Here is a 25,061-nt window from a genome sequence, read left to right as displayed (position 1 = left end):
GTTCGACGTGGAGACCGCCGCCGGCGTCTCGTTCCGCGGCATCGCGGACGAGGACCCCACCATCACCGAACTCGCCCGGGACGTCAGGTGAGGTGGCTGCGCAGCGCGCGCAGCCAGGGTTCGCTCAGCGCGGGCTCGCCGTCCATCGCCCGCGCGATCTTGCGCTGGACCTCTCGGGTGCGCCCCAGTGCCACCAGGTGCACGGCTTCGGCCAACGCCGTGCGGGTGCGTTCGTCGCGCTTTGCCTCACGCAGGTATTCGCGCCAGCGGCGGAGTTGGTAGGGCCAGGTCAGCTTGGTCTGGCTGTTGCCCAGGTAGTCCCAGACGAGCGGTTCGAGCGAGACGTTCAGGACCGACGACGCCGGCAGTTTGCGGACCCAGTCGGCGTCCTGGTGCCAGCGGCGGGCGTTCGGGCTGGTGCCGGTGCGGCTCGTGACGCCGACGAACCGCAGCTTGCGCCGGATCGCGGGCCAGGTCTCGCGTTCCTCGTCGATCCAGTCCTCGAGCAGGGTGAAGAGCCTTTCGAAGGTGCCGCCGGCCCACACGACGTCGACGAACGTCACGGGCCGTTCGCGCCGGGCCAGCGACCGGGGCGTGATGCCGATCTCCGCGGCCATCTCGCGCACGCGCCGGACCTCGTCGGGAGCGACACCGCGTCCCCGTTCGAACGACACCGGGAACCGCCGCAACACCCGGTCCGCATCTTGCACCGCGCCGCCGAGCAGGTCGTACATCGAGTCGAGCGAGCGGCCCACGAACACAAGGTCGCCGTTGCCGCTGCGCGCCAGCACCTTGCCCGCGCACTCCGCGAGCGCGTCGAGGTACCAGACCTCGGGCGTCTCGACGTCGTCGAGCATGGTCCCGAGCTGGTCCGGTGTCACCAGGTCCCATCTCAACGGCATGTTCACGCGGCCATGCTCGCAAGCGGAGGACCAGCTACGCCAACGATTTCAAAGGGTTCAACGCGCCCGGAACTCCGGTACCCAATTGCACGAAACAGTTCGAACTGGCGACCGGAGAATACGTTTCTGTTGCGTCGAGAACGCATTCATCGCTTCCCCCCCGCCGACAAGGCCGTGTCGTCGGCTTACTACAAGGTCTGGAGATCGCGCACCCGCGAGCGGAAGTCACGTGGCACCGGGAGGTGGGACAGCCGCTTCCCCGCCGCTGTCGCGCGTTCGTCGGGGGGAATGTGGCAGGCCGCCGTCGCGTTGACCCCACAGCGCGGACGGGATGGGTTGATCCTCCCTGCCCCTTCAACCGTATAGCAGATGGGGGGCCTTGCCACAAGGCCCCGGGCATCGTTCACACTCATCGACCTATGCCAGATCAAGGGCGCTGTGGGGAGCACGTGGGTTACGAAGAAGAACTGCAGTCCGAGCGCGATTACGTGGCCGGTCTCTACGCACGGCTCGATGGCGAACGCGCGCGCGTGAAGGCCGCGTACCAGTCAGCGCTGGGTGGCACCGGCGAGACCGCGATGGACCGTGACAACGAGGTGCGCGCCCGGCACCGCGAGATGAAGCGCCTGAACGTCGCCGACTACGGCCTCTGCTTCGGCAGGCTGGACTCGGTCGACGGGGCGATCTCCTACGTCGGCAGGATCGGCCTGTTCGACGAGTTCGACGACTTCGAGCCGTTGCTGCTCGACTGGCGCGCCCCCGCGGCGCGGCCGTTCTACACCGCGACCGGCGCCACTCCCGAGGGCATGCGGCGGCGCCGCCAGTTCCTCACGCGCCGCCGTTCCGTGGCCGGGTTCACCGACGAGGTGTTCGGTCAGCTCGGCGAGGAGCGCGGCGACGTGGCGCTGCTGGAGGCGTTGAACGCGCCTCGCGGCGAGGGCATGCGCGACATCGTGGCGACCATCCAGTCCGAACAGGACGCCATCATCCGGCTCGACCACCCCGGTGTGCTCGTGATCGAGGGCGGGCCCGGTACCGGCAAGACGGTCGTGGCACTGCACCGCGTCGCCTATCTGATGTACACGCAACGAGAGCGCATGGAACGGCACGGCGTCCTCGTCGTGGGCCCGAACCCGGCGTTCCTCAACCACATCGGGCGTGTGCTGCCGTCTCTCGGTGAGTCCGATGTGGTCTTCACGACCGTTGGTGGCCTTCTGCCCGGACTTGCCGTCACGGCCGAGGACGTTCCGGACGTCGCACGGCTCAAGGGCGCGCGCACGATGGTGGACGTGCTGAAGGCAGCGGTGGCGTCGCAGCAGCGGATCCCCGCCGACCCGATCCCGATCACCATGAAGGACGTGATCGTGGAGATCGGCGCGGACGTGGCCGAGTGGGCGCGGCAGGAGGCGCGCGACAGCGGGCTGCCGCACAACGAGGCGCGCGCGGTGTTCCGCGAGATCGTCACGTACGTGCTGACCGAACGCGCGATCGGGCGCATCGGCAAGGGCTGGATGTCGCGGTCCGACAAGCAGGCGTGGGAGGACATGCGCGCCGGTCTCGTGAAGGACCTCGGCGACGACGACAACTTCATCGCGGCGCTCGACGCTCTGTGGCCGATCATGACGCCGTTCGAGCTCTTGTCGTCGTTGTACGCGTCGGAGGAGGAGCTGGCCAAGGCAGGAGCTTCGCCGTTGCTGCACCGCGCCGAGGGCTCGGCGTGGACGGTCTCGGACGTGCCGCTCTTGGACGAACTCCACGACCTGCTGGGCAAGGACGGCACCGAACAGGCCGCCGACGCCGCCGCCGCGGCCGAACGCGCCGCCGAGGCCCGGTACGCCTCCGAGGTGCTCGACGGCATGATCGGCCGCACCGATCACATGGACGACGAGGACCACCTCTTCGCGTCGGACATGATGTTCGCCGAGGACCTGGCCGAGCGCTTCGAGGACCACGACCAGCGCACACTGGTGGAACGGGCCATGGCCGACCGCGCCTGGACGTACCGCCACGTCGTCGTGGACGAGGCCCAGGAACTGTCCGAAATGGACTGGCGCGTCCTGATGCGCCGCTGCCCCGGCCGTTCCTTCACCGTGGTGGGCGACCTGGCGCAGCGCCGCGCCCCGGCCGGTGCCACGTCGTGGGCCCAGATGCTCGACCCGTACGTGGCGGGCCGCTGGGAGTACCGCTCGCTGACCGTCAACTACCGCACCCCGGCCGAGATCATGGCCGTGGCGGCCCGCGTGCTGGCCGAGTTCGCCCCGGACGTCCGCGCGCCGGAATCGGTGCGCGCCAACGGTGTGCAACCGTGGTCGCGCCAGTTGACCGCCTCCGAACTGCCCGAGGCCATCGCGGAGTTCGTGGCGCACGAGGCGACGCTCGAAGGCACGCACGTGGTGATCGGACCGCCCGGCGTGCCCGGCACCGTGCCCGCCGCGGACACCAAGGGCCTCGAATACGACTCGGTGCTGGTCGTCGCGCCGGAACGGATCCTGGCCGACGGCCCGCGCGGCGCGGCGGAACTCTACGTCGCGCTCACCCGTGCCACGCAACGCCTCGGCGTGCTGCACCACGAGCCGCTGCCAGCCGCTTTGTCCGGGTTGGCTGAGACCGTGCGCACATGACCGGTTAATGGGTCATACAGAGGCCTGACCAGGCCTTAGGATGGGCGGAAGTCTGGGGGGACTGCTCGCGTCGGCCAGACGACACATTCGCGTCCGCGCCGCATTGGGGGCATTCCATGACGACTCCGCCCATCCCGCCCGCCTCGCCCGAGGAGCCCGGCAGAGCCTCGGTTCCGCCGGCAGAGGCAGTCACGCCGGAGGGCACCTCGGGCGCGCCGGAGAACACGCCGACGGAGAGCGCTTCGGGCGCGCCGGCGGAGCCGGTCGAGTGGGCTGCGCCGCAGAACGTGCCGGTGGGAACGCCGGTCGAGCCGGCCGTGCTTCCGAGCGAGTCGATCGCTTCGCTCCCGTCGTACCCCACCGGCCCCGCCTACTCCGCCACCCCCGTCCACCAGGTCGGCCCTCCCCCACCCGCCTCGGGCGAGCCGTACAACCCCTGGGCGGCGCCGCCCCAGCGCGTCCACGACCCGGCATCCCCGTACGGCAGCCCGCCCGTCCCTCCACAAAGGACCTCCAACGCACCGCTGGTCGTGGGACTCGTCCTGGGTTTCCTGCTGCTGCTGACGCTGGGCGCGGTCTTCTTCGCGGTCGTGGATCGCAACGTCGAGATCGCGACGCCCACCAGGACCACCGCCCCGCGGACCTACGCGGTCCCGACCACGAACCCCACCCCGCTGCCCCCGGCGGCCCAGGTCGGTGACTGCGTGAAGCTGTCCGGCCCGTCGTTCAACCCGGTCTACGAGAAGCAGCCCTGCGAGTCGGGCCTGCACAACTACACGGTCAGCAAGGTGCCCGGCGCCGGCGAGAAGTGCGGCGACGACCCCGACGCGTACGTGAAGTACCGGGGGTGGGACGGCCGCAAGTCCTCGAACGTGTGCCTGATCCCGGTGTTCGTCGACGGCCAGTGCTACGACCTCACCCTCGCGAGCCTCGACGCCGAGTTCAAGAAGGCGGACTGCAGCTTCCTGGTGGTGCGGGCGAAGGTGCTGCCGAACACCGTCGACAAGGCGGCGTGCGGACCCAACCCGGCGCTCGCCCTGGCGTACCCCGAGATCAAGACGACCTACTGCTTCAGCCAGGCGGAGTGAGCCCTGTGAACCCCGAAAACCCTTGGGCCGCGCCGGAAGGCCCGGAGCGCAGACGTCCCGAAGTGCGCGACGAGATGTACGGCCCGATCGACCCTGACCCGTTCGGCGCCTACTCGGGCGCCGCGCCGCAGCACGAGCCGTCGGCCCCGGACGTGCCGCGGCCGTTGCTGGACGTGGCACCGCAGCACTCCGCGCGCGCCGGACTGCTGATCGGGCTCGGGCTGCTCGTGCTCGTCGTGGCGATCGGTGCCGGGCTGTTGTGGTTCGTGGGCAAGGACGACATGAAGTTCAGCACCGGCGGGCCCACCACCGCGGCACCGACCACCACCACGAGCAAGCCACCGCCGTTCGCGCTCGTCGGCGACTGCGCGCTACTGCAGGGCACCACGTTCGAAGTCACGTACACGAAGACCGAGTGCGCCGAGAACAAGCACAACTACACGGTCGTCAAGACGATGCCGACGAACGAGAAGTGCGGCGAGCAGGAAGAGGCGTACGTCAAGTACACCAAGGGATACGGCATGAACGTGTGCCTGGTGCCGGTGTTCGCGGACGGCGAGTGCTACGACGTTTCCCTCGCCGCGCTCCAGGCCGCGATCCCGAAACGGCCGTGCAACACCCCGAGGGTCGTGCAGGCGAAGGTGCTGCCGAACACCGTCGACAAGGCGGCGTGCGGACCGAACCCCGCGCTCGCCCTGGCGTACCCGGAGATCAAGACGACCTACTGCCTCACCGTCACGACCGGCTGACGAGAAGCGGCACCGCAACGCGAAATCCCCGTGCCATCCAGCGGACGGCAGGGGGATTTCGCGAATCAGCAGGAGTCACCAGCCGCGCTCGGCCAGGCGGTGCGGCTCCGGCACGTCCTCGACGTTGATGCCGACCATGGCCTCGCCCAGGCCGCGCGAGACCTTGGCGATCACGTCGGGGTCGTCGTGGAAGGTGGTGGCCTTCACGATGGCCTCGGCGCGCTGGGCCGGGTTGCCGGACTTGAAGATGCCCGAACCGACGAACACGCCCTCGGCGCCGAGCTGCATCATCATCGCGGCGTCGGCCGGGGTCGCGATGCCACCCGCGGTGAACAGCACGACGGGGAGCTTGCCGTTCTGGGCGACCTCCTTGACCAGCTCGTACGGCGCCTGGAGCTCCTTGGCGGCCACGTACAGCTCGTCCTCGGGGAGGTTCTGCAGGCGGCGGATCTCCTGGCGGATCTTGCGCATGTGCGTGGTGGCGTTGGAGACGTCACCGGTGCCGGCCTCGCCCTTGGAGCGGATCATGGCCGCACCCTCGGTGATGCGGCGCAGGGCCTCGCCGAGGTTGGTCGCGCCGCAGACGAAGGGAACCGTGAAGGCCCACTTGTCGATGTGGTTCGCGTAGTCGGCCGGGGTGAGGACCTCGGACTCGTCGATGTAGTCGACGCCGAGCGACGCCAGCACCTGGGCCTCGACGAAGTGGCCGATGCGGGCCTTCGCCATGACCGGGATGGAGACGGCGTTGATGATCCCGTCGATCAGGTCGGGGTCGCTCATGCGCGCGACGCCGCCCTGGGCGCGGATGTCGGCCGGGACGCGCTCCAACGCCATGACGGCGACGGCGCCCGCGTCCTCCGCGATCTTCGCCTGGGTGGCGTCGACCACGTCCATGATCACGCCGCCCTTGAGCATCTCGGCCATGCCGCGCTTGACGCGGGCGGTACCCGTGACCTGATCAGTGCTCACCTGGGCAACCTTTCACGAGGGGAAGTCTTGGTGAACTCACCGTACGTCCGACGTGGCCACCTCGCCCAAGCCACTGGAGCCGCAAAACGGAAGGCCACTTCGCGATCAACCGCAGGTCGTGACACGTGTCACTCAGTCGGGCGGGAAAAGCCGGTCGGCGACCAGATGGGTCTGCGGGGTTGTACCGGGAGGTGAACGGGTGTGAGATCGAACACTACGACTTGACGGAGGTCGCCATGGGAAGCAAGCACTCCGACAACGGCACATCGGCAGGCGCGGTCGCTGTGAACGACCCGGCCAAGGTCCGCAACGTCGTGCTCGTGGGCCCGTCCGGCGCGGGCAAGACGACGCTCACCGAGGCCCTGCTCGCCGCCACCGGGGTCCTGAACCGCGCCGGTTCGGTCACCGAGGGCACCACGGTCTGCGACCACGATCCAGCGGCCGTGCGACAACAACGGTCGGTAGGCCTCGCCGTGGCCCCGATCCAGCACGGGGACATCAAGATCAACCTGATCGACACCCCCGGCTACATCGACTTCGTGGGTGAGCTCAGGGCAGGACTGCGGGCCGCGGACGCGGCCCTTTTTGTTGTCAACGCCTTCGAGGGCGTCGACGCCGCCACCATCGCGTTGTGGGAGGAGTGCGCCCTCGTCGGCATGCCGCGTGCCGTCGTCATCACGCGCACGGACCACCACCGCGCCAACTTCGCCAACGAGGTCATCGAGTGCCAGGCCGCCTTCGGCGCCGGCGTCGTACCGCTCTACATGCAGGAGGGCGACTCGCTGGTCGGGCTGCTGACGTCGGGTGAGAACCACCCCGAGGAACGTGCGGCGCTGATCGAGGGCATCATCGCCGAGAGCGAGGACGAGTCCCTCATGAACCGCTACCTCGAGGGTGAGGAGATCGACCAGGACACGCTCATCAGCGACCTGGAGACGGCCGTCGCGCGCGGCTCGTTCCACCCCGTGATGCCCGTGTGCGCCGCAACGGGCATGGGGTTGGTTGAACTGTTGGACGGCATCGCGCGCGCGTTCCCGTCACCGCTCGAACACGAGGTCCCGTCCGTGACGTCGGTGGACGGCATCCCGCAGCCCCGCATGGCCGCCGACCCGGACGGGCCACTCGTCGCCGAGGTGGTCCGCACCGCCGTGGACTCCTACGTCGGCCGCGTGTCGCTGGTCCGCGTCTTCTCCGGCACGCTGCGCCCCGAACGCCCGGTGCACGTCTCCGGCCACGGCATGGCCGACCGCGGCCACGAGGACCACGACGCGGACGAACGCGTCGCCCACATCTACTCCCCGCTCGGTTCGTCGCTGCGCGAGGTCCCGTACTGCGTGGCGGGCGACCTGTGCGCGCTCACCAAGCTCACCACCGCCGAGACCGGCGACACCGTGTCCGCGCCCGAGCAGCCGCTGCTGATGGCGCCGTGGAACATGCCGGAACCGTTGCTGCCCATCGCCGTCGTCCCGCGCACCCGCAGCGACGAGGACAACCTGGCCCGCAACCTCAACCGCCTGGTCGCGAGCGACCCGACCCTGCGCCTCGACCGCAACGCCGAGACCCACCAGATGGTCCTGTGGTGCATGGGCGAGGCCCACGCCGACGTGGTACTGGCCCGCCTGCGTGCCGGCGGAGCCGAGATCGACACCGAACCGGTGCGCGTGCCGTTCCGCGAAACCTTTGCCGGGTCGGCGAAAGGCCACGGCCGGCACGTCAAGCAATCTGGAGGTCACGGCCAGTACGCCGTGTGCGACATCGTGGTCGAACCGCTCCCCCGCGGCTCCGGCTTCGAGTTCGTGGACAAGGTCGTCGGCGGCTCGGTGCCACACCAGTTCATCCCGTCCGTCGAGAAGGGCGTGCGCGCCCAGCTGGAACGCGGCCTGCGCGACGGCACCCCCGTCGTCGACGTCCGGGTGACCCTGGTGGACGGCAAGGCGCACTCCGTCGACTCGTCGGACGCGGCCTTCCAGACCGCCGGTGCGCTGGCGTTGAAGGAGGCCGCTGCCGCCGCCAGCACCCAGCTGCTCGAACCGATGGACGAGGTGCTGATCCGGTTGCCCGACGAACACCTGGGCACGGTGCTGGGCGACCTGTCCGGGCGGCGCGGGCGGGTGCTCGGGACCGAGGCCGATGAGGGCGGGCGCACGGTGATCCGCGCCGAGGTGCCCTCGTCGGAACTGCTGCGGTACGCGATCGAGCTGCGGTCGCTGACGTCGGGAACGGGGACGTTCACCCGTCGGTTCTCCCGCTACGACCCGCTGCCGGAGGCGCTGGCGGCCCGCGCGAAGTAGACGCGGTGATCTTGTCGGACCGCGCGAGTACGGTGAAACGCAGGGGTTCCCGGTCAGGGGGTACCCCTGCGTCAGCACGCCTCAGGTGTTCTGCGGGAACCCGAGGTTCACGCCGCCGTGCGACGGATCGAGCCACCTCGACGTGACCACCTTCGAGCGGGTGAAGAAGTGCACGCCGTGCGGGCCATAAGCGTGCGAGTCGCCGAACAGCGATTCCTTCCACCCGCCGAACGAGTAGTAGGCGACGGGCACGGGGATCGGCACGTTCACGCCGACCATGCCCACCTCGATCTCGTTCTGGAACCGCCGCGCCGCTCCCCCGTCGTTGGTGAAGATCGCGGTGCCGTTGCCGTACCGGTTCGAGTTGACCATCTCGACGGCCTCCTCGTAGGTGGCGCAACGGACCACCGACAGCACCGGGCCGAAGATCTCGTCGGTGTAGATCGTCATGTCCGTGCCGACGTGGTCGAAGAGCGTCGGCCCGAGCCAGAACCCGCCGTCGTCGCCGTCGATCGGGTGGTCGCGGCCGTCGACCGCGAGCACCGCGCCGGCAGCCACCCCAGCGTCCAAATAGGACGTCACCTTGTCCCGGTGTACGCCGGTGACCAGCGGCCCCATCTCGCAGGACGCACCGGACCCCACCTTCACGTCGGCGATGCGGGACTTGATCCGCGAGACCAGTTCGTCGCCCACCTCGCCCACGGCCACGACGACCGAGATCGCCATGCAGCGTTCGCCCGCCGAGCCGAAGCCTGCGGACACGGCGGCGTCGGCGGCCAGGTCCAGGTCGGCGTCGGGCAGGACGACCATGTGGTTCTTGGCGCCGCCCAGGGCCTGCACGCGTTTGCCTGCGGCGGTGCCGGTTTCGTAGACGTAGCGGGCGATCGGGGTCGAGCCGACGAACGAGATCGCCTTGACGACCGGGTGTTCCAGCAGGCGGTCGACGGCCACCTTGTCGCCGTGCACGACGTTCAGGACGCCGTCGGGCAGGCCCGCCTGGGCGAAGAGCTCGGCGATGAAGACGGCGGCGGAAGGGTCCTTTTCGGACGGTTTGAGCACCACGGTGTTGCCGCAAGCGATTGCGGTGGGCACGAACCAGAGCGGGACCATGGCCGGGAAGTTGAACGGCGAGATCACGCCGACCACGCCGACGGGCTGCTGGATCGAGTAGACGTCGACGCGGGTCGAGGCGTTCTCGCTGAAGCCACCCTTCAGCAGCTGGGGGATGCCGCACGCGTACTCGACCGATTCGAGGGCGCGCTGGATCTCGCCGGCCGCGTCGGAGACGACCTTGCCGTGCTCCGAGGAGACCAGGCGGGCGAGGTCGTCCTTGCGGCCGTTCAGCAGCTCGCGGAACTTGAACATCACCGTCGAACGCAACGCCAGGGACGCGTTGCGCCAGGACGCAAACGCTTCCGCTGCGGACGACACCGCGGCATCCACTTCGGACATCGACGCGAAGGCGACCTGGTCGGCCACCTTGCCGGTCGTCGGGTCGTAGACGTCACCCACCCGCTCCGAGGCCGATTCCCAGGGCTTGCCGTTGATCCAGTGCTTGATCACGCCTTCTCCACCGCCTGAGCCAGGATCCCCAGCGCCTCTTCGAGTTCGTCCTCGGTCAGCGTCATCGGCGGGGCCAGCCGGATCACGTTGCCGTAGAGCCCGCCCTTGCCGACGAGCAGGCCGAGCGCCTTCGACTCGGACAGCACGGCGGAGGCGGCCGCCGCGTTCGGCTCGCCCTCGGGGCCGACGAACTCGACGCCGACCATCAGGCCCTTGCCGCGCACGTCGCCGATCACCGGGTACTTCTCGGCCAGCGAACGAAGACCGCCCAGCAGGCGGGAGCCGAGCTTGGCCGCGTTGGCCTGCAGGTCGTGGTCCAGCAGGTAGTTCACGGTGGCGAGAGCGCCGGCGGTGGAGACCGGGTTGCCGCCGAACGTCGAGATCGAGTTGGCGTTGATCGTGTCCATCAGGTCGCCGCGGGCGACGACGCCGCCGATCGCGAGACCGTTGCCGAGGCCCTTGGCGAACGTCATCGCGTCCGGCACCACGTCGTGCGCCTGGATGCCCCAGAAGTGCTCGCCGGTGCGGCCCCAGCCGGTCTGCACCTCGTCGGAGACGAAGAGAATGCCGTACTCGTCCAGCACGTCCTTGAACGCGCGGAACAGGCCGTCGGGCGGGGACGTGAAGCCGCCGACGCCCTGGATCGGCTCGGCGATCATGCACGCCACGTCGCCGGACGTGGTGGTCTCGATGATCTCGCGCAGGTCGTCGACGCACGCCTTGATGTAGTCGGCGTCGGAGAACGACTTGAACGGCGAGCGGTAGCGGTAGCCGCCGTGCACCCAGCTGACCTTGATCGGCGACAGGGCCGAGGCCGACCAGCCGCGGTTGCCCGTGATGGCGATCGTGGCGAACGCACGGCCGTGGTAGCTGTTGCGCAGCGCCAGCACCTGTTCGCTGCGCCGGGCCTGCGTGGCGAGCATCAGGGCGGTCTCGTTGGCCTCGGTGCCGGAGTTCGTGAAGAACACCTTGGCGTCCGGGATGCCGGAGAGTTCGGCGATCTTCTCGGCCAGCTCGACCTGGGACTTGATCAGGTAGAGGGTCGAGCTGTGCAGCACGCCGGTGTCGAGCTGCGACCGGATCGCGTCGCTGATCTCGGCGACGTCGTAGCCGATGGCGTTGGTCAGGATGCCCGCGAAGAAGTCCAGGTAGGTCGTGCCCTCGCGATCGGTCACCCGGCGCCCGGAAGCGCTCGCGATCTCGATGGGCTCGTCGTAGTAGAGGGCCAGCCACTTCGGCATCACCGCGCGGTGCCGGGCCAGCAGCTCCTTGTGGGCCATCTCGTCCTCCCAGTCGTCACCTGGCTCGAAGTCTGCTGGCGGGACACCCTCCCCGCCATGCACAACGTGTACCCGGATCGGCTGGTTGGCATTACGTTGTGTCCATGTACCCGACGGTCGCCGAAGTCGTCGCTCTGCCGGTCATCCGGCAGGGAAAGCCCCGTCTGGTCGCCGGCTCGGCGGGTCTGGGCCGACGCGTCCGCTGGGTCCATGTGGCGGAGATCGCAGACATCGCGCCGCTGCTGCGCGGCGGCGAACTCGTGCTCACGACAGGCGTGATGCTGCCCGAGTCGGGCCTCGCGCGCTACGTCGAGGAACTGGCCGCGGTCGGCTGCGCTGGCCTCATCGTCGAACTGGGCCGCCGGTGGCGCGACGACGTGCCGGCCGCGCTGGTCACCGAGGCCGAACGGCACGGGTTGCCGCTGGTCACGCTCACCGAGGAGACCAAGTACGTCGCCGTCACCGAGGCCGTCGTCGGGCTGATCGTGGACGCCCAGCTCGCCGAGCTGAGGGCCGCCGAGCAGGTGCACGAGACGTTCACGGCGCTCACGGTCGCGGGCGCCGAACCCTCCGAGGTGCTGCGGGAGGTCGCGCGGACGTCCGGGCTCGCGGTCGTGCTGGAGACGCTCGGGCACGACGTGCTCGCCTACGACGCCGCCGGGCACGACCCCGTGACGCTGCTGGACGACTGGGCGGCGCGCTCGCGGGCCGTCACCGTCACCGAACGGACCGCCTACGACACCGCGTCCGGCTGGTTGATCACGATCGTCGGCGCGCGCGGCGCGGACTGGGGCCGGCTCGTGCTGGTCTCGCCGGAACCACCGCCGCACCGGCACGTCGTGGTCGCCGAACGCGCCGCCTCGGCGTTGGCCGTGCACCGGCTCGTCGCCCGCGACCGCGAGTCGCTGGAACGCCAGACCCACCGGACGTTGCTCGCCCAGCTGCTCGGCCAGTCGCCGCAGTCACCGGACCTCGGCGCGCGGGCGGCAGCTCTCGGCGTGCCCCTCGAACGACGCCAGCTCATCGGCGTCGCGGTGCGACCGGTGTCCGTGCTGCAGGGGCAAACGCTTGCCACCCAAGAAGTCCTGCGCGATCTCGCCGAGGCGACCGCACTGGCCGCGCGCCGCGTCACGGTCGCGGCACTGGTCGGCGTCGTCGACGACACCTCGGTGCGCGCGCTGCTGTCGGTGCCGATGACCGTTGGCGTGGAAGGGGTGCTGCGCAAGGTCGCCCGCGAGATCCACCGCACGGCGGCCTCGGACGTGGTGATCGCGGTGGGCACGACCGTGACGTCCACATCGGACGTCCGGCGTTCGCTCGGCGAGGCCGCGCACGTGGCCGGCGCGGCGTTGCGAGCACCGGGATCCCAGCTGTACCACCGGCTCGACGACGTGCGGTTGCGCGGCCTGCTGCACCTGCTGCGCGAGGACGAACGGGTGCGGGCGTTCGCGGACCGCGAGCTGGGCCCGCTGCTGCGCCGCGACTCGGCGCAGGGTTCCCGGCTGGTCGAACTGCTGCGGTGCCTGTGCGAGAACGGCGGCAACAAGTCGGCGGCAGCGGCGGCCGCGCACCTCTCCCGCACCGCGTACTACCAGCAGCTGGGACGGATCGAGCAGGTTCTCGGCGTCTCGCTGGAGGACCCGGAGTCCGTGCTCTCGCTCTACGTCGCCCTGCTGGTGCACGAAATGGGCCCGTGAGCGCGCACGGGCCCATTTTCGACGTGCGAGAACTCAGCCGTTGATCGTCGGGAGGGTGCCCGAGAGAACGTGCGGGTTCGGCACGACGTTGTTGGTCGGCAGGTCGGACAGCGCCGGGGCCTTCAGGTCGCCGACGTGCGAGGTGCCGGCCAGCTCCTGGGCGTTCGGCAGCGACGGGAGGGTGCCGAGCTCGGCCGCGACCGGGTTCGGGAGGGTGCGCTCCTGCGCGGCCCCCGGCAGGGCCGGGATCGGCAGGTCGCCGCCGACGGGGGCCTTGACGTGCGGCAGCTGGACGGCGTTGGCCGACTCCAGCGGGTTCGCGTGCTGCGTGGCGTCGGTGATCAGCTTGTCCGCGCCGACCTCGGGAACGCCGGCGCCGACCTGCGGGAGCTCGGCGGCGCTGGCCGAACCCGCGAGCAGCGGGGCGGCGCTGGCGGCGAGCAGGGCGGCGGCACGGAACAGTCCGGTACGAGACACAGTTTTCCTCAATCTGGTTTGGGGACCGATCTTCGATTTCATCGGCGCGTTCGGTTCGCGAATTAACCCGCTCGATCGGGTGGTGAGGGTTTGCACCTCACGCGACGGGAGGTCCTACCGTCGTCGGTGTGACCCGTTGGAGCGTCGGTGACCTGGCCAAGGCGAGTGGACTGACCGTCCGCACGCTGCACCACTACGACGAGATCGGGTTGGTCGTCGCCTCCGAGCGCACGTCCTCCGGTCACCGTCGGTACACACCGGACGACGTCCGGCGCCTCTATCAGGTGAGATCGTTGCGCCAGCTCGGTCTTTCGCTGGCGGAGGTCCGTTCGGCACTGTCCCGTTCGGACTCGCTGCGGCCCCTCTTCGAGGCCCAGCTCGCCGCGCTGACCGCCCAGGCCCGCCAGGTGGAGGCACTGCGGTCGAGGCTCACCGCGTTGCTCGACGGGCACACCACCGAGTCCCTCCTGTCCACTTTGGAGATGATGTCCGTGTACGAGAGCTACTTCACCTCGGACCAGCTCGCCGACCTGCGGTCGCGGGCGGCGTCGATGGGCCCCGAGGCCGTGGAGGCGTTGAAGGCGTCCTGGCTGGAACTCGTCCGGCAACTGAGGCAGCACATGGCCGACGGCACCCCCGCCACCGACCCGCGCGTCGCGGACCTCGTCCGGCAGTGGGACGAGCTGGGCGCCAGGTTCACCGGTGGCGACGCGGCGATCCAGGCCGCGGCACAACGTTCCTGGAACGAGAACAAGACGTCGATCAGCACCCAGATCGGCTGGCCCGCCGACGACGGCCTGGTGGACTACGTGAACCGGGCGCGCGCTGCCGGGTGAGGTGACAGGGTGGTCGTCATGTCCGCTGATGACGACGCCCGCCGCCTGCAAGCCGCCAATCCGACCGGATGGTTCGAGGAGCTCTACGCGCAGGCGGACGCCGGCACCGCCTCCGTCCCGTGGGACGTCCCCCATCCGCAGCCGCACCTCGTCGAGTGGGCCGCCTCCTCCGATGGCACCGGTCAGCGCGCCCTGGTCGTGGGCTGCGGTCTCGGCCGCGACTCGGAGTTCCTCGCCTCGCGCGGGTACGAGGTGACCGCGTTCGACATCTCCCCCACCGCCATCGCGGCCGTCCAGGCCCGCCACCCGGACTCCAAGGTCTCCTACGTGGTGGCCGACCTGCTGAACCCGCCCGCCGAGTGGCACCGCGGGTTCGACCTCGTCGTGGAGAACATGACGGTCCAGGCCCTGCCCGTGCAGATGCACGCCGAGGCCACCGCGAAGGTCTCCTGGCTCACCGGGTCGACGTTGCTCGTCCTCGCCGTCGCGCGGGACGAGGGCCCCGCCCCCGACGGTCCGCCGTGGCCGCTGACGCCGTCCGAGGTCGAGGCGTTCGCCGCCGACGGCCTCACCACCCGGTCGACCAGGCGGGACAACGGCAGGTGGGTTGCCGAGTTCGGGCGCGGCAACTGACCATGAACTGACCACTTATGACGGTCGTCCGCCGCTTAGCGTGAATCATGCTCGTTCGTCGGCTGATCGCCCGTCTGCTCGACTGGCTCCTGGTGCTGGTCGTGGTCTGGCCGTTGGTCCACGAACCCGCTGCCGTGGTGCTCTGCGCGGCGGTGTACGACGCTCTGCTGCTGCGCGTGAACACCGTCGGCAAGGCCGTCACGGGGTTGCGGGTCGTGGGCCCCGCGTCCGGTCTGAACCTCAGACGCGTGCTGGCGCGCACGCTCGTCACGACCGCGCTCCCGGGCGTGGGCGCGGTGCTCGTGCTGACCGGGCTGGGCTGGCGGGAGCCCGCGCTGATGACGACGCTCGGCTGGCAGCAGCCGTGGGTCGTCGTCGGTGAGCACGTGAACGCGGGGTCGGCGGGCTGGCTGTCGTCGTTGCTGCTCGTGAGCGGCTTCGCGTTGCTGGTGCTGTCCGTCGTGGAGGCGCTCGACCTGCGCGGCACCCGGACCTGGCACGACCGCAAGGCGGGCACGGCCGTGGTGCGGCTCAAAGTCGCCGCGCGAGAAATCTGAGGGCGTCCGGCAGCACACGGCGCCAGTAGCCGTCGGTGTGCTCGCCGTGCTCGAACGACCCGGTGGCGCCGATCGCCGTCGCCAGGTCCCGCGCCGGGTCGTGGAACGGGTCCTCGCGCCCGCACCACACGCCGGTCGGGGACGTGATCCTCTCGCTGTGCCGCAACGGTTCGTGCGCCTCCCACACCTCGCGCGAGGCGAACCCGTCGATCCGTTCGGCGTCCTCCCACGACGGGAAGAGCGCGGGGCTGATCGCGGCCACCGCCTTCAGCGGCCGCCGCGTCGCGAGGTCGAGCACGCCGAACCCGCCCATCGACACGCCCAGCGCGGCCTCGAACTCCACCGGCGGCGTCAGGTCCACCCAGTAGTCGTCGGCGCCGTTGACCACGGCGCACCGGAACCCGTGCCCGTGCAGGAACCTCGGCAGGCCCAGCCGCTCCCACCAGCCGACGCTGCCGCCGCCCCGGCCGTGCAGCACCAGCACCACCGGCCCGGCCGCACCCATCCAGGCACCCCACGGCATGGGCTGAACAGGTACGGGTGCGACGTCGGGCACCACCCCGTCGGGGCCGGTCCAGCCGAGCAGGCGACGGCCGCGCGGGGTCAGCGCGCCGTACGTCCCCGCTGCTCCCAGCACCCCCGCGCCCCCGAGCAGCACGGCCCGCCGCGACATCCCCATGACCGCCAATGGAACACAATGTGCGCCGATCATGACAAGCGTGGACACTCTGACACTGCCACACCTGCGGCGGCGGACCCAGGATTCCGGGGTGGAATCCGACCGGGTTGACGTTGTTTCAGCAGCGTAACAGGGGGTTGTCCGATGGCAGTCGAGTCCTCACCGCCCCAGGTCACACCTGATGGCCGCGTCGAACTGAGCGACACAGGTCCCATCGAGAACAGCAGGTTCTTCAACCCCGAACTCGCCCCCGTCCCCGTCGCGAAGCGGACGTGGTCGACCTACAACTTCTTCGCGCTGTGGATGGGCATGGCGCACAACATCCCCAGTTACACGCTCGCGGCGTCGTTGATCGCGATCGGCATGGACTGGGTCCAGGCGTTCCTCACGATCACCCTCGGCAACCTGATCGTGCTGATCCCGATGCTGCTCAACAGCCACGCGGGCACCAAGTACGGCATCCCGTTCCCCGTGTTCGCCCGCGCGTTCTACGGCGTCCGCGGCGCGAACCTGGTGGCGCTGCTGCGGGCGTTCATCGCGTGCGCCTGGTTCGGCATCCAGACGTGGGTCGGCGGCAAGGCGCTGCACGTGATCATCGGGCGGCTGACCGGTGACGGGTGGACGAAGGCGTCGTCGATCGGCGGGCAGCCGTGGACGTTGTGGTTGTGCTTCTTCGGTTTCTGGGTCGTGCAGATGCTCGTGATCTGGCGCGGCATGGAGGCGATCCGGCGGTTCGAGAACTGGACGGCGCCGCTGGTGAGCGTCGGGTTCCTGATCCTGCTCGGGTACGTGCTGGTGAAGGCCGGCGGGTTCGGGCCGATCCTGCACCAGGGCAGCACGCTCGGCTGGGGACCGGACTTCTGGAAGGTCTTCTTCCCCGCGCTGATGGGCATGATCGCGTTCTGGTCGACGCTGTCGCTGAACATGCCGGACTTCACCCGGTTCGGCGGTAGCCAGCGCAAGCAGGTGACCGGGCAGATCCTCGGCCTGCCGACCACGATGTCGTTCATCGCGATCGTCGCGATCCTGACGACGTCGGGCGCGCAGGCCTTGTACGGCGAGGCGATCTGGGACCCGGCCGACCTCGCGTCCCGCTTCGACAACACGTTCCTGGTGATCATCGCGCTGATCTCGCTGGTGCTGGCGACGATCTCGGCGAACCTCGCGGCGAACGTCGTGAGCCCGTCCTACGACTTCTCGAACGCCTTCCCGCGCAAGATCACGTTCGCGGTCGGCGGCCTGATCACCGGCGTGATCGGCATCGTGATCCAGCCGTGGCGGCTGATCTCCGACCCGAACATCTACATCTTCGCGTGGCTCGGGTTCTACGGCGGCCTGCTCGCGTCGGTGGCCGGGGTGTTCGTGGCCGGGTACTGGGTGATCAAGAAGACCCGGCTGGAGCTCGCCGACCTCTACCTCGACGGTCGCGGCGCCTACTGGTTCAACGGCGGCTGGAACTGGCGCGCGGTCGTGGCGACGCTCGTGGGCTCGGTGCTCGCGGTCGGCGGCGCTCACGGCGGGCCGTTCCCGGCGGACGGGCTGATCCCGTTCCTCAAGCCCCTCTACGACTACAACTGGGTCGTCGGCTTCGCGGCCGGCTTCCTGGTCTTCCTCGCTCTGAAGGACAACTCGGCAAAGGAGACGACCAGGTGAGCAACATCATCCGGGCGGCGCTCGTCCAGCAGAAGTGGACGGGCGACAAGGAGTCGATGATCGCGAACGCGGTCGAGCACATCCGCACTGCCGCATCGCAGGGCGCGCAGGTGCTGTGCCTGCAGGAGCTCTTCTACGGGCCGTACTTCTGCCAGGTGCAGGACGCGGACTTCTACTCCTACACCGAGTCCATTCCGGACGGTCCGACCACCCGGCTCATGCAGGAGGTGGCCGCGCAGCACAACATCGTGCTGATCGTGCCGATGTACGAGGTCGAGCAGCCGGGCGTCTACTACAACACCGCGGCCGTGATCGACGCCGACGGCACGTACCTCGGCAAGTACCGCAAGAACCACATCCCGCAGGTCAAGGGCTTCTGGGAGAAGTTCTACTTCAAGCCGGGCAACCTCGGGTACCCGACGTTCGACACGGCGGTCGGGCGCATCGGCGTCTACATCTGCTACGAACGCCACTTCCCCGAGGGGTGGCGCGCACTCGGGCTCGCGGGCGCGAAGATCGTGTTCAACCCGTCGGCGACGTCCAGGTCTCTCAGCGAGTACCTGTGGAAGCTGGAGCAGCCCGCCGCGGCCGTCGCGAACGAGTACTTCGTCGGCGCGATCAACCGGGTGGGCGTGGAGCCCTTGGGCGACAACGAGTTCTACGGCCAGACGTACTTCGTGTCGCCGCGCGGCCAGCTCGTCGGCGACGCGGCGTCCGACACCGAGGAAGAGCTCGTGGTGCGCGACCTCGACCTGGACCTGCTGACCGAGGTCCGCGACACGTGGGCGTTCTACCGCGACCGCCGTCCCGACACCTACGAGGGCCTGGTGACGCCGTGAGTGTCCTGATCCGCAACGGCCTGGTCGTCAACGCGACCGGCTCGCACGCCGCCGACGTGCTGATCCAGGGCGAGCACATCGCCGCCCTGGTCACGCCCGGTTTCGAGGTGCAGGCCGACGAGGTGATCGACGCGGCCGGCAAGTACGTGATCCCCGGCGGCATCGACGCGCACACGCACATGGAGATGCCGTTCGGCGGCACCCAGTCCGCCGACACGTTCGAGACCGGCACGATCGCGGCGGCGTGGGGCGGCACGACGACGATCGTCGACTTCGCCGTGCAGCCCAAGGGTTCGTCCCTGTTGTCCACTCTGGACAAGTGGCACACCAAGGCGGACGGCAACTGCGCCGTCGACTACGGCTTCCACATGATCATCTCCGACGTGACCGACGAGTCGCTCAAGGAGATGGAGTCCTGCATCGCGGCGGGCGTGAACAGCTTCAAGATGTTCATGGCCTACCCCGGCGTGTTCTACGCGACCGACGGCGAGATCCTGCGCGCCATGCAGAAGGCGCGCGAGACCGGCGCCACGATCATGATGCACGCGGAGAACGGCATCGCGATCGACCAGCTCGTCGCGCAGGCGCTGGCATCCGGCCTGGGCGACCCCGTGCAGCACGGCCTGACCAGGCCACCGGAACTGGAGGGCGAGGCCACCTCCCGCGCGATCCAGCTCGCGAAGGTCACCGGTTCGCCGTTGTACATCGTGCACCTCTCGGCGTCACAGGCACTCGACGCCGTGACGGCCGCACGCGACACGGGCCAGAACGTGTTCGCCGAGACGTGCCCGCAGTACCTGTACCTCTCGCTGGAGGACCTGGCCCGTCCCGGGTTCGAGGGCGCGAAGTACGTGGCGTCGCCGCCGTTGCGCCCCAAGGAACACCAGTCGTCGCTGTGGCGGGGTCTGCGCACCAACGACCTCTCCGTGGTGAGCACCGACCACTGCCCGTTCTGCTTCAAGGACCAGAAGCAGCTCGGCGTCGGCGACTTCTCGAAGATCCCGAACGGCATGCCCGGCGTCGAACACCGCGTCGACCTGCTGCACCAGGGCGTCGTGAAGGGCGAGATCACCCGCGAACGGTGGGTCGAGATCGTCGCCACCACGCCCGCGCGCATGTTCGGCATGTACCCGCGCAAGGGCGTGATCGCACCGGGAGCCGACGCGGACGTGGTGGTCTACGACCCGCAGGCGTCCCAGACGATCTCCGCCGAGACGCACCACATGGCCGTGGACTACTCGGCCTACGAGGGCTTCGACATCACCGGCAAGGTCGACACCGTGTTCTCGCGCGGCCGCAAGGTGATCGCCGACGGCGCCTACCACGGCTCGAGGGGCCACGGCCGGTTCGTGACCCGCGATCTCAACCAGTACCTCGTCTAGGAAGGGCGCGACCCGTGGACTTCGGTGTAGTGCTTCAGACCGACCCGCCGGCGCGGGACGTGGTGGAAGGCCTCCGCGCGGCCGAGGACTGCGGCTTCCGCTACGGCTGGACGTTCGACTCCTGCGTGCTGTGGCAGGAACCGTTCGTCATCTACTCGCAGGTGCTCGCCGCGACCAGGGACCTCGTGGTGGGCCCGATGGTCACCAACCCGTCGACCCGCGACTGGTCCGTCACGGCGTCGCTCTTCGCCACCCTGAACGACATGTTCGGCAACCGCACGGTCTGCGGCATCGGCCGGGGCGACTCGGCCCGCCGCGTGATCGGCCAGAAACCGGCCTCCCTGGCCACGCTGGGCTCCGCGATGCACGTGATCAAGGAGCTGGCCGAGGGGCGAGAGGTCGAACACCACGGCACGCCGGTGCAGATCCCGTGGGTGCGCAACGGAAAGCTCGAGATGTGGATGGCCGCCTACGGTCCGCGCGCGCTGAAGATGGTCGGTGAGCAGGCCGACGGCTTCATCCTGCAGACCGCCGACCCGGACATCGCCCGCTGGACCATCGGCTCCGTCCGCGAAGCCGCCACCGCCGCGGGCCGCGACCCGTCGGCGATCACGATGTGCGTGGCCGCCCCCGCGTACGTCGGCACGGACCTCGCCCACCAGCGCGACCAGCTGCGGTGGTTCGGCGGCATGGTCGGCAACCACGTCGCGGACCTCGTCGCGCGGTACGGGGATTCCGGCGTCGTGCCCAAGGCGTTGACCGACTACATCAAGGACCGGGAGGGCTACGACTACGCCCACCACGGCAAGGCGGGCAACCGTTCCACGGACTTCGTGCCGGACGCGATCGTGGACCGCTTCTGCCTGGTGGGCCCCGAGTCCGCGCACGTCGAACGGTTGCAGGAGCTGAAGGAGATCGGGGTCGACAACTTCGCGCTGTACCTGATGCACGACGAGAAGGACAAGACGCGCGACGCCTACGGATCGGCGATCATCTCCGCCGTGTAGGGGTTTCCGCCGGGCTCGCCTGAAGCGTTCGGCCGGAAGTCCTGTCCGTGGTCGCGCTCGTTTCACGAGCGCTTTCCACGTTGCCGGAGTGCACGCGGGGAGCTTTCGTTCGCACTGAGCGCACGCGGGGGCCCCGCGTGCGGCAGGAAAACGTGAAGCGGGCTCGGGTGGGTGCGGACAGAACTACAGGGCAGCTGCTCAGCGGACCGTGCGGGTCTCGCCGTCCCACGCGGTCCGCAGGCTCGGCAGGAGCTCGGCCAGCTGCACCGGGTACACGGTGTCCTCGGCCGCCTCCAGCTCCTCCGCGCTCCACCACCGGAACGCGGTGATCGACGTTTCCTCGACGTCGTTGAAGCCCGAGGTGTCGACGGCCGGGGCGTCGGCGACGGTGGCGTGGAAGAACCACTCCTCCGCGTCGAACGTCTCGCCGTCGAAGCTGAACACCGCGCGGCGCCGCCAGACCGGGCCGACGAGGTCGTCCGCCGTCAGCTTCAGGCCCGTTTCCTCGAACGCCTCGCGCAGCGCCGCTTCGCGCAGTTCCTCGCCGTCCTCGACGCCGCCGCCGACGGTGAACCAGAACGACTCCTGCGGGCGGGCCGGGTCGAAGCCCTGGAACAGCAGGACCCTGCCGTCGTGGTCGGTCAGCACGACGCGGGCAGAGGGCCGGGGCTTCAGCATCACCGCGTCGGACGGGGCGGCGGGCTCGGCGATCTCGAAGTACGACGGCTGCGGGGCGGTGCCTGCCAGCCGCAGCCAGCGGACGATGCGGCGGCGGCGTTGCAGGAGCGTGTCGCGGACGGCGTCGTTGTGGACGCGGCGGGCGAGCACGACCCGTTCCTCGGCGTCGGCGAGTTCGAAGGCCAGCGCCGGGGCCAGCGAAGAGCGGTCGAGGGCACCCAGCAACGCGGAGAGTTCGTTCTCGGCCTCTTCGCGGTCGGCGCGGGACGCGGCCTCGGCCTTGGACGCCGCGGCGGAGAGCGCCGGGTCCAGCAGGGCGCGGACGACGACGGCTCGGCGGGCCAGGGCGGCGTCGACGGCGGCCCAGGCCGCGTCGGTGCGGACGTGCAGGCGGTCCAGGCGGTTGGCGATGCGCAGGATCCAGGTGGCCAGCAGCAGTGCGACGAGCACGACCACGAGTGCGGCGGTCATGCCTCGCTCACCCGGCGCGGGTCGGCGGCGATGGCGGTCTCGTAGACGCGCAGGACCTGGGAGGCGACGACGGACCAGTCGAAGGCCTGGACCCGTTGGGACGCAACGGACACGTACTCGGCGCGCAGGGCCGAGTCGCGCAGCACGGAACGCAGGGCGTCGGCCAGCGCGGGAGCGTCGCTCACCGGGAAGAGCACGCCCGCCTTGCCGTCGTCGAGCACGCGGCGGAAGGCGTCGAGGTCGGAGGCGACCACGGCGGTGCCGGCGGACATGGCCTCGGTGAGGATGATGCCGAACGATTCGCCGCCGGTGTTCGGGGCCACGTAGACGTCGATCGACCGCAGCATCCGGGCCTTGTCCTCGTCGCTCACCTGGCCGAGCAGGTCGACGCGGTCGGCGAAGCGGCCCTCGAACGGGTTCTCGCCGCGGCCCACGACGAGCAGGCGCAGGTCCGGGAACTCGTCGGCGATCAGGCCGAACGCCTCCCACAGCACCGGCATGCCCTTGCGCGGTTCGTCGTAGCGGCCGACGAAACCGATCGTGCCCCCCACCCGGGGATAGCCGTCCAAAGTGGACGCCGAGGCGAAGAAGTCGACGTCGACGCCGTTCGGGATCTCCACCGCGTCGCCGCCGAGGTGCTCGACCTGCACGCGCCGCGCCAGCGCCGACACGGCGATGCGGGCGGTGACCTTCTCGAGGAACGGCTGGAGCACGCCCTGGAACGCCGACAGCATCTTCGAGCGCGGCGTCGAGGTGTGGAAGGTGGCGACGATCGGGCCGTCCGCGACCATCAGCGCGAGCATCGACAGCGACGGCGCCGTCGGTTCGTGCAGGTGCAGGACGTCGAACTGGTGCTCGTCGATCCAGCGCCGCACCCGCGCGTACGAGACGGGCCCGAAGCTCAGGCGTGCCACCGACCCGTTGTACGGGATGCCGACCGCGCGGCCCGCGGACGTGACGAACGGCGGCAGCTCGTGGTCGTCGTCGGCGGGCGCGAGGACGTTCACGGTGTGGCCGAGGCCGATCAGGGCGCGCGCGAGGTCGACGACGTGCGCCTGCACTCCCCCTGGCACGTCGAAGGAGTACGGGCAGACGATTCCCACCTTCACCTGGCCACGACCTTCACCGCGCGAGCCTCCTGGCCAGCGCCGCGCGCCGCTTCTCCGGCAGGTCGGCGAGCCAGAGCTGCTGCAACATGTGCCAGTCGGCGGGGTGCGCGGCGATGTCGGCGGCGAACACGTCGGCGACCGCCTGCGTGGCGGCCTGCACCGTGCCGACCTTGATCGGCGGGTGGATCCGGAAGTGCCAGCCGTCCGCGGTGAACCAGCACCCGACCGGCAGCAACGCGGCCCCGGTCGTGGCCGCCAGGTGCGCCGGGCCGGCGGGCATCAGCGTCTGCTCGCCGAAGAACGTCACGGGCACGCCCGACGACGTCAGGTCCCGGTCGGCGAGCAGGCAGACGACCTTGTTGTCGCGCAGGCGTTCGGCGAGCACCGTCGCGGGTGGACGGTCGCCTCCGTGCAGCGGCAGCACCTCGAAGCCGAGCGTCTCGCGGAACTCCACGAACTTCCGGTACAGCGACTCGGGCTTGAGCCGCTCGGCCACCGTCGTGAACGTGCCGGAGTGCCCGACGAGCCACACGCCCGCCATGTCCCAGTTGCCGCTGTGCGGCAGCGCCACCACCGCACCGGTGCCGTTCTTGATGGCCGCGTCGAGGTTCTCCACCCCCGACACCTGCGAGTCGCACTTCTCGTACGCCGCCTTCAGGTCCATCGACGGCAACCGGAACGCCTCGCACCAGTACCGCGCGTAGGACCGCAGCGAGTCCCGGACGAGTTCGTCCAGCTCCTCCTCACCGGCCTGCGGCACGACCCTGCGCAGGTTCTTGCGCAGCTGCTGGACGCCGGCGCCGTTCTTCCTGGCCGCGTGGTCGGCGCCCGCCCGGAACAGCCCGCGCGCCCAGGACTCGGGCAGCAACCTGATCAACCGCCACCCGGCGCCGTACCCGAGCGTCGCGAGGTTCACGCCGCCTCCTTGGCGGACTTCGCGACGGCCGTGATGCGCTGCAGGACCGTCACCACCGTCATGGCCGCGAGCAACCACAGCGAGATGTCCATCAGGTACGGCACCCCGAGCCCCTGCACCCCGGCGCCGACCAGCGCGACGATGAACCGCTCGGCCCGTTCCGCCAGTCCACCGTCCGCGCTGAGCCCGGACGCGTCGGCACGGGCCTTGACGTAGGAGATGACCTGCGAGGCCACCAGGCAGATGAACCCGGCCGCCGCCGTCCACCGGTTGCCGGTGTCGAACGCGTACCAGGTGAGCGCCGCGAACAACGCCCCGTCCGCGATGCGGTCGCAGGTGGCGTCGAGCACGGCCCCGAACTTCGTGGGCCCCTGAGCGCGGGCCATCGCCCCGTCGATCAGGTCGAGGAGCACGAAGAACGTCACGAGCGCGCAGCCGAGGAACAGCTGACCGCGGGGGATGAACCACAGCGCGCTGGCGACGGCGCCGATCGTTCCGGCGACGGTCACGGCGTTGGGCGTGAGGCCACGCGCCAGCAGCCACGCCCCGATCGGATCGGTGACGCGCGAGACGGACGCGCGAGCGAAGATGTTCAGCATGGCAGGTCGCAGCCTAGCTGGACTGCTGAAACAGGCGTTCCGCGGGCGGTCGTTCGGCGCCTGGA

At 70.0% G+C, this 25,061-nt stretch carries 22 protein-coding genes; 12 read left to right on the top strand and 10 right to left on the bottom strand.

Features of this window, described 5'->3' with window-relative positions; genetic code table 11:
• Window positions 1-83: 83 nt before the first annotated feature.
• Window positions 84-908, bottom strand: coding sequence for a hypothetical protein (locus QSK25_RS23070; RefSeq protein ID WP_285641155.1), 825 nt, complete (start codon window positions 906-908; stop codon window positions 84-86).
• A 443-nt stretch (window positions 909-1,351) separates the two neighbouring features.
• Here QSK25_RS23070 and helR point away from each other — a divergent pair, with 443 nt between their 5' ends.
• From helR to QSK25_RS23055, 3 genes are all read left to right on the top strand, one after another.
• Entirely contained in the window at window positions 1,352-3,523 is a 2,172-nt protein-coding gene (helR, locus tag QSK25_RS23065; protein WP_502881885.1) for an RNA polymerase recycling motor ATPase HelR, read from the top strand.
• A 116-nt stretch (window positions 3,524-3,639) separates the two neighbouring features.
• Complete coding sequence (locus QSK25_RS23060) at window positions 3,640-4,611, top strand: LppU/SCO3897 family protein (protein ID WP_285641151.1); 972 nt, start codon at window positions 3,640-3,642, stop codon at window positions 4,609-4,611.
• 5 nt (window positions 4,612-4,616) lie between these two features.
• Entirely contained in the window at window positions 4,617-5,360 is a 744-nt protein-coding gene (locus QSK25_RS23055; protein ID WP_285641149.1) for an LppU/SCO3897 family protein, read from the top strand.
• Window positions 5,361-5,435: 75 nt separating this feature from the next.
• Here QSK25_RS23055 and pdxS read toward each other — a convergent pair whose 3' ends face one another.
• The gene (gene pdxS / locus QSK25_RS23050) at window positions 5,436-6,329 is read right to left on the bottom strand and encodes a pyridoxal 5'-phosphate synthase lyase subunit PdxS (RefSeq protein ID WP_179953702.1); all 894 of its coding nucleotides are present in this window, start codon (window positions 6,327-6,329) and stop codon (window positions 5,436-5,438) included.
• Window positions 6,330-6,565: 236 nt separating this feature from the next.
• Here pdxS and QSK25_RS23045 point away from each other — a divergent pair, with 236 nt between their 5' ends.
• Window positions 6,566-8,620 (top strand): elongation factor G-like protein EF-G2, encoded by a 2,055-nt coding sequence (locus QSK25_RS23045; protein WP_285641145.1) that lies wholly within the window; start codon window positions 6,566-6,568, stop codon window positions 8,618-8,620.
• A gap of 81 nt (window positions 8,621-8,701) precedes the next feature.
• Here QSK25_RS23045 and QSK25_RS23040 read toward each other — a convergent pair whose 3' ends face one another.
• Both QSK25_RS23040 and QSK25_RS23035 read right to left on the bottom strand, forming a co-directional pair.
• Window positions 8,702-10,183, bottom strand: coding sequence for a CoA-acylating methylmalonate-semialdehyde dehydrogenase (locus QSK25_RS23040; protein ID WP_285641143.1), 1,482 nt, complete (start codon window positions 10,181-10,183; stop codon window positions 8,702-8,704).
• Entirely contained in the window at window positions 10,180-11,463 is a 1,284-nt protein-coding gene (locus QSK25_RS23035) for an aspartate aminotransferase family protein (RefSeq protein WP_285641141.1), read from the bottom strand. The genes QSK25_RS23040 and QSK25_RS23035 overlap by 4 nt, the downstream gene beginning before the upstream one ends.
• A gap of 104 nt (window positions 11,464-11,567) precedes the next feature.
• Between QSK25_RS23035 and QSK25_RS23030 the strand changes: the two genes are divergently transcribed.
• Window positions 11,568-13,160 (top strand): PucR family transcriptional regulator, encoded by a 1,593-nt coding sequence (locus QSK25_RS23030; RefSeq protein ID WP_285641139.1) that lies wholly within the window; start codon window positions 11,568-11,570, stop codon window positions 13,158-13,160.
• Window positions 13,161-13,193: 33 nt separating this feature from the next.
• Here QSK25_RS23030 and QSK25_RS23025 read toward each other — a convergent pair whose 3' ends face one another.
• Window positions 13,194-13,637, bottom strand: coding sequence for a hypothetical protein (locus tag QSK25_RS23025; protein ID WP_285641137.1), 444 nt, complete (start codon window positions 13,635-13,637; stop codon window positions 13,194-13,196).
• Window positions 13,638-13,765: 128 nt separating this feature from the next.
• Between QSK25_RS23025 and QSK25_RS23020 the strand changes: the two genes are divergently transcribed.
• The 3 genes from QSK25_RS23020 to QSK25_RS23010 are packed head-to-tail and all read left to right on the top strand — an operon-like array spanning window position 13,766 to window position 15,663.
• Window positions 13,766-14,473 carry a MerR family transcriptional regulator gene (locus QSK25_RS23020; protein ID WP_285641135.1) on the top strand — a complete coding sequence of 236 codons (708 nt, stop codon included), beginning with the start codon at window positions 13,766-13,768 and terminating at the stop codon, window positions 14,471-14,473.
• Window positions 14,474-14,491: 18 nt separating this feature from the next.
• The gene (locus tag QSK25_RS23015; RefSeq protein WP_285641132.1) at window positions 14,492-15,106 is read left to right on the top strand and encodes a class I SAM-dependent methyltransferase; all 615 of its coding nucleotides are present in this window, start codon (window positions 14,492-14,494) and stop codon (window positions 15,104-15,106) included.
• A gap of 47 nt (window positions 15,107-15,153) precedes the next feature.
• Complete coding sequence (locus QSK25_RS23010) at window positions 15,154-15,663, top strand: hypothetical protein (RefSeq protein ID WP_285641130.1); 510 nt, start codon at window positions 15,154-15,156, stop codon at window positions 15,661-15,663.
• Here QSK25_RS23010 and QSK25_RS23005 read toward each other — a convergent pair.
• Window positions 15,638-16,342: an alpha/beta hydrolase gene (locus QSK25_RS23005; protein ID WP_285641128.1), complete on the bottom strand. Its 705-nt coding sequence runs from the start codon at window positions 16,340-16,342 to the stop codon at window positions 15,638-15,640. The genes QSK25_RS23010 and QSK25_RS23005 overlap by 26 nt on opposite strands.
• A gap of 144 nt (window positions 16,343-16,486) precedes the next feature.
• Here QSK25_RS23005 and QSK25_RS23000 point away from each other — a divergent pair, with 144 nt between their 5' ends.
• Genes QSK25_RS23000 through QSK25_RS22985 form a run of 4 tightly spaced genes read left to right on the top strand, consistent with a single transcriptional unit; the run spans window position 16,487 to window position 21,223 of the window.
• Window positions 16,487-17,995, top strand: coding sequence for an NCS1 family nucleobase:cation symporter-1 (locus QSK25_RS23000; RefSeq protein WP_285641126.1), 1,509 nt, complete (start codon window positions 16,487-16,489; stop codon window positions 17,993-17,995).
• Complete coding sequence (locus QSK25_RS22995; protein WP_285641124.1) at window positions 17,992-18,834, top strand: nitrilase-related carbon-nitrogen hydrolase; 843 nt, start codon at window positions 17,992-17,994, stop codon at window positions 18,832-18,834. The genes QSK25_RS23000 and QSK25_RS22995 overlap by 4 nt, the downstream gene beginning before the upstream one ends.
• Entirely contained in the window at window positions 18,831-20,216 is a 1,386-nt protein-coding gene (hydA, locus tag QSK25_RS22990) for a dihydropyrimidinase (RefSeq protein ID WP_285641122.1), read from the top strand. The genes QSK25_RS22995 and hydA overlap by 4 nt, the downstream gene beginning before the upstream one ends.
• 14 nt (window positions 20,217-20,230) lie before the next feature.
• On the top strand, window positions 20,231-21,223 hold the full coding sequence (locus QSK25_RS22985; RefSeq protein WP_285641120.1) for a TIGR03842 family LLM class F420-dependent oxidoreductase: 993 nt from the start codon (window positions 20,231-20,233) through the stop codon (window positions 21,221-21,223).
• A gap of 198 nt (window positions 21,224-21,421) precedes the next feature.
• On the opposite strand, the gene QSK25_RS22980 is transcribed toward QSK25_RS22985, so the two are convergent.
• Genes QSK25_RS22980 through pgsA form a run of 4 tightly spaced genes read right to left on the bottom strand, consistent with a single transcriptional unit; the run spans window position 21,422 to window position 24,996 of the window.
• Window positions 21,422-22,372, bottom strand: coding sequence for an NUDIX hydrolase (locus tag QSK25_RS22980; RefSeq protein WP_285641117.1), 951 nt, complete (start codon window positions 22,370-22,372; stop codon window positions 21,422-21,424).
• A complete protein-coding gene (locus QSK25_RS22975) occupies window positions 22,369-23,481 on the bottom strand; it encodes a glycosyltransferase family 4 protein (RefSeq protein WP_285641115.1) in 1,113 nt (370 codons plus the stop codon). The genes QSK25_RS22980 and QSK25_RS22975 overlap by 4 nt, the downstream gene beginning before the upstream one ends.
• Before the next feature lie 13 nt (window positions 23,482-23,494).
• Window positions 23,495-24,397, bottom strand: a complete 903-nt coding sequence (locus tag QSK25_RS22970; RefSeq protein ID WP_285641113.1) for a phosphatidylinositol mannoside acyltransferase — start codon at window positions 24,395-24,397, stop codon at window positions 23,495-23,497.
• Entirely contained in the window at window positions 24,394-24,996 is a 603-nt protein-coding gene (gene pgsA / locus QSK25_RS22965; RefSeq protein ID WP_285641111.1) for a phosphatidylinositol phosphate synthase, read from the bottom strand. Before pgsA ends, QSK25_RS22970 begins: the two co-directional genes overlap by 4 nt.
• Window positions 24,997-25,061 lie beyond the last annotated feature (65 nt).

It is taken from the genome of Lentzea sp. NBRC 102530 (assembly GCF_030269365.1).
GTDB lineage: Bacteria > Actinomycetota > Actinomycetes > Mycobacteriales > Pseudonocardiaceae > Lentzea.
Note: the sequence above shows the minus strand (reverse complement) of the source record. Positions and strands in the feature narration are given on the sequence as shown.

Excerpts from the sequence above, each read along its gene's own strand:
- QSK25_RS23060 (WP_285641151.1), top strand. The coding sequence starts at position 3,640 with ATGACGACTCCGCCCATCCCGCCCGCCTCGCCCGAGGAGCCCGGCAGA.
- QSK25_RS23045 (WP_285641145.1), top strand. The coding sequence starts at position 6,566 with ATGGGAAGCAAGCACTCCGACAACGGCACATCGGCAGGCGCGGTCGCT.
- QSK25_RS23035 (WP_285641141.1), bottom strand. The coding sequence starts at position 11,463 with ATGGCCCACAAGGAGCTGCTGGCCCGGCACCGCGCGGTGATGCCGAAG.
- QSK25_RS23030 (WP_285641139.1), top strand. The coding sequence starts at position 11,568 with ATGTACCCGACGGTCGCCGAAGTCGTCGCTCTGCCGGTCATCCGGCAG.
- QSK25_RS23015 (WP_285641132.1), top strand. The coding sequence starts at position 14,492 with ATGTCCGCTGATGACGACGCCCGCCGCCTGCAAGCCGCCAATCCGACC.
- QSK25_RS23010 (WP_285641130.1), top strand. The coding sequence starts at position 15,154 with ATGCTCGTTCGTCGGCTGATCGCCCGTCTGCTCGACTGGCTCCTGGTG.
- QSK25_RS23005 (WP_285641128.1), bottom strand. The coding sequence starts at position 16,342 with ATGGGGATGTCGCGGCGGGCCGTGCTGCTCGGGGGCGCGGGGGTGCTG.
- QSK25_RS23000 (WP_285641126.1), top strand. The coding sequence starts at position 16,487 with ATGGCAGTCGAGTCCTCACCGCCCCAGGTCACACCTGATGGCCGCGTC.
- QSK25_RS22980 (WP_285641117.1), bottom strand. The coding sequence starts at position 22,372 with ATGACCGCCGCACTCGTGGTCGTGCTCGTCGCACTGCTGCTGGCCACC.
- pgsA (WP_285641111.1), bottom strand. The coding sequence starts at position 24,996 with ATGCTGAACATCTTCGCTCGCGCGTCCGTCTCGCGCGTCACCGATCCG.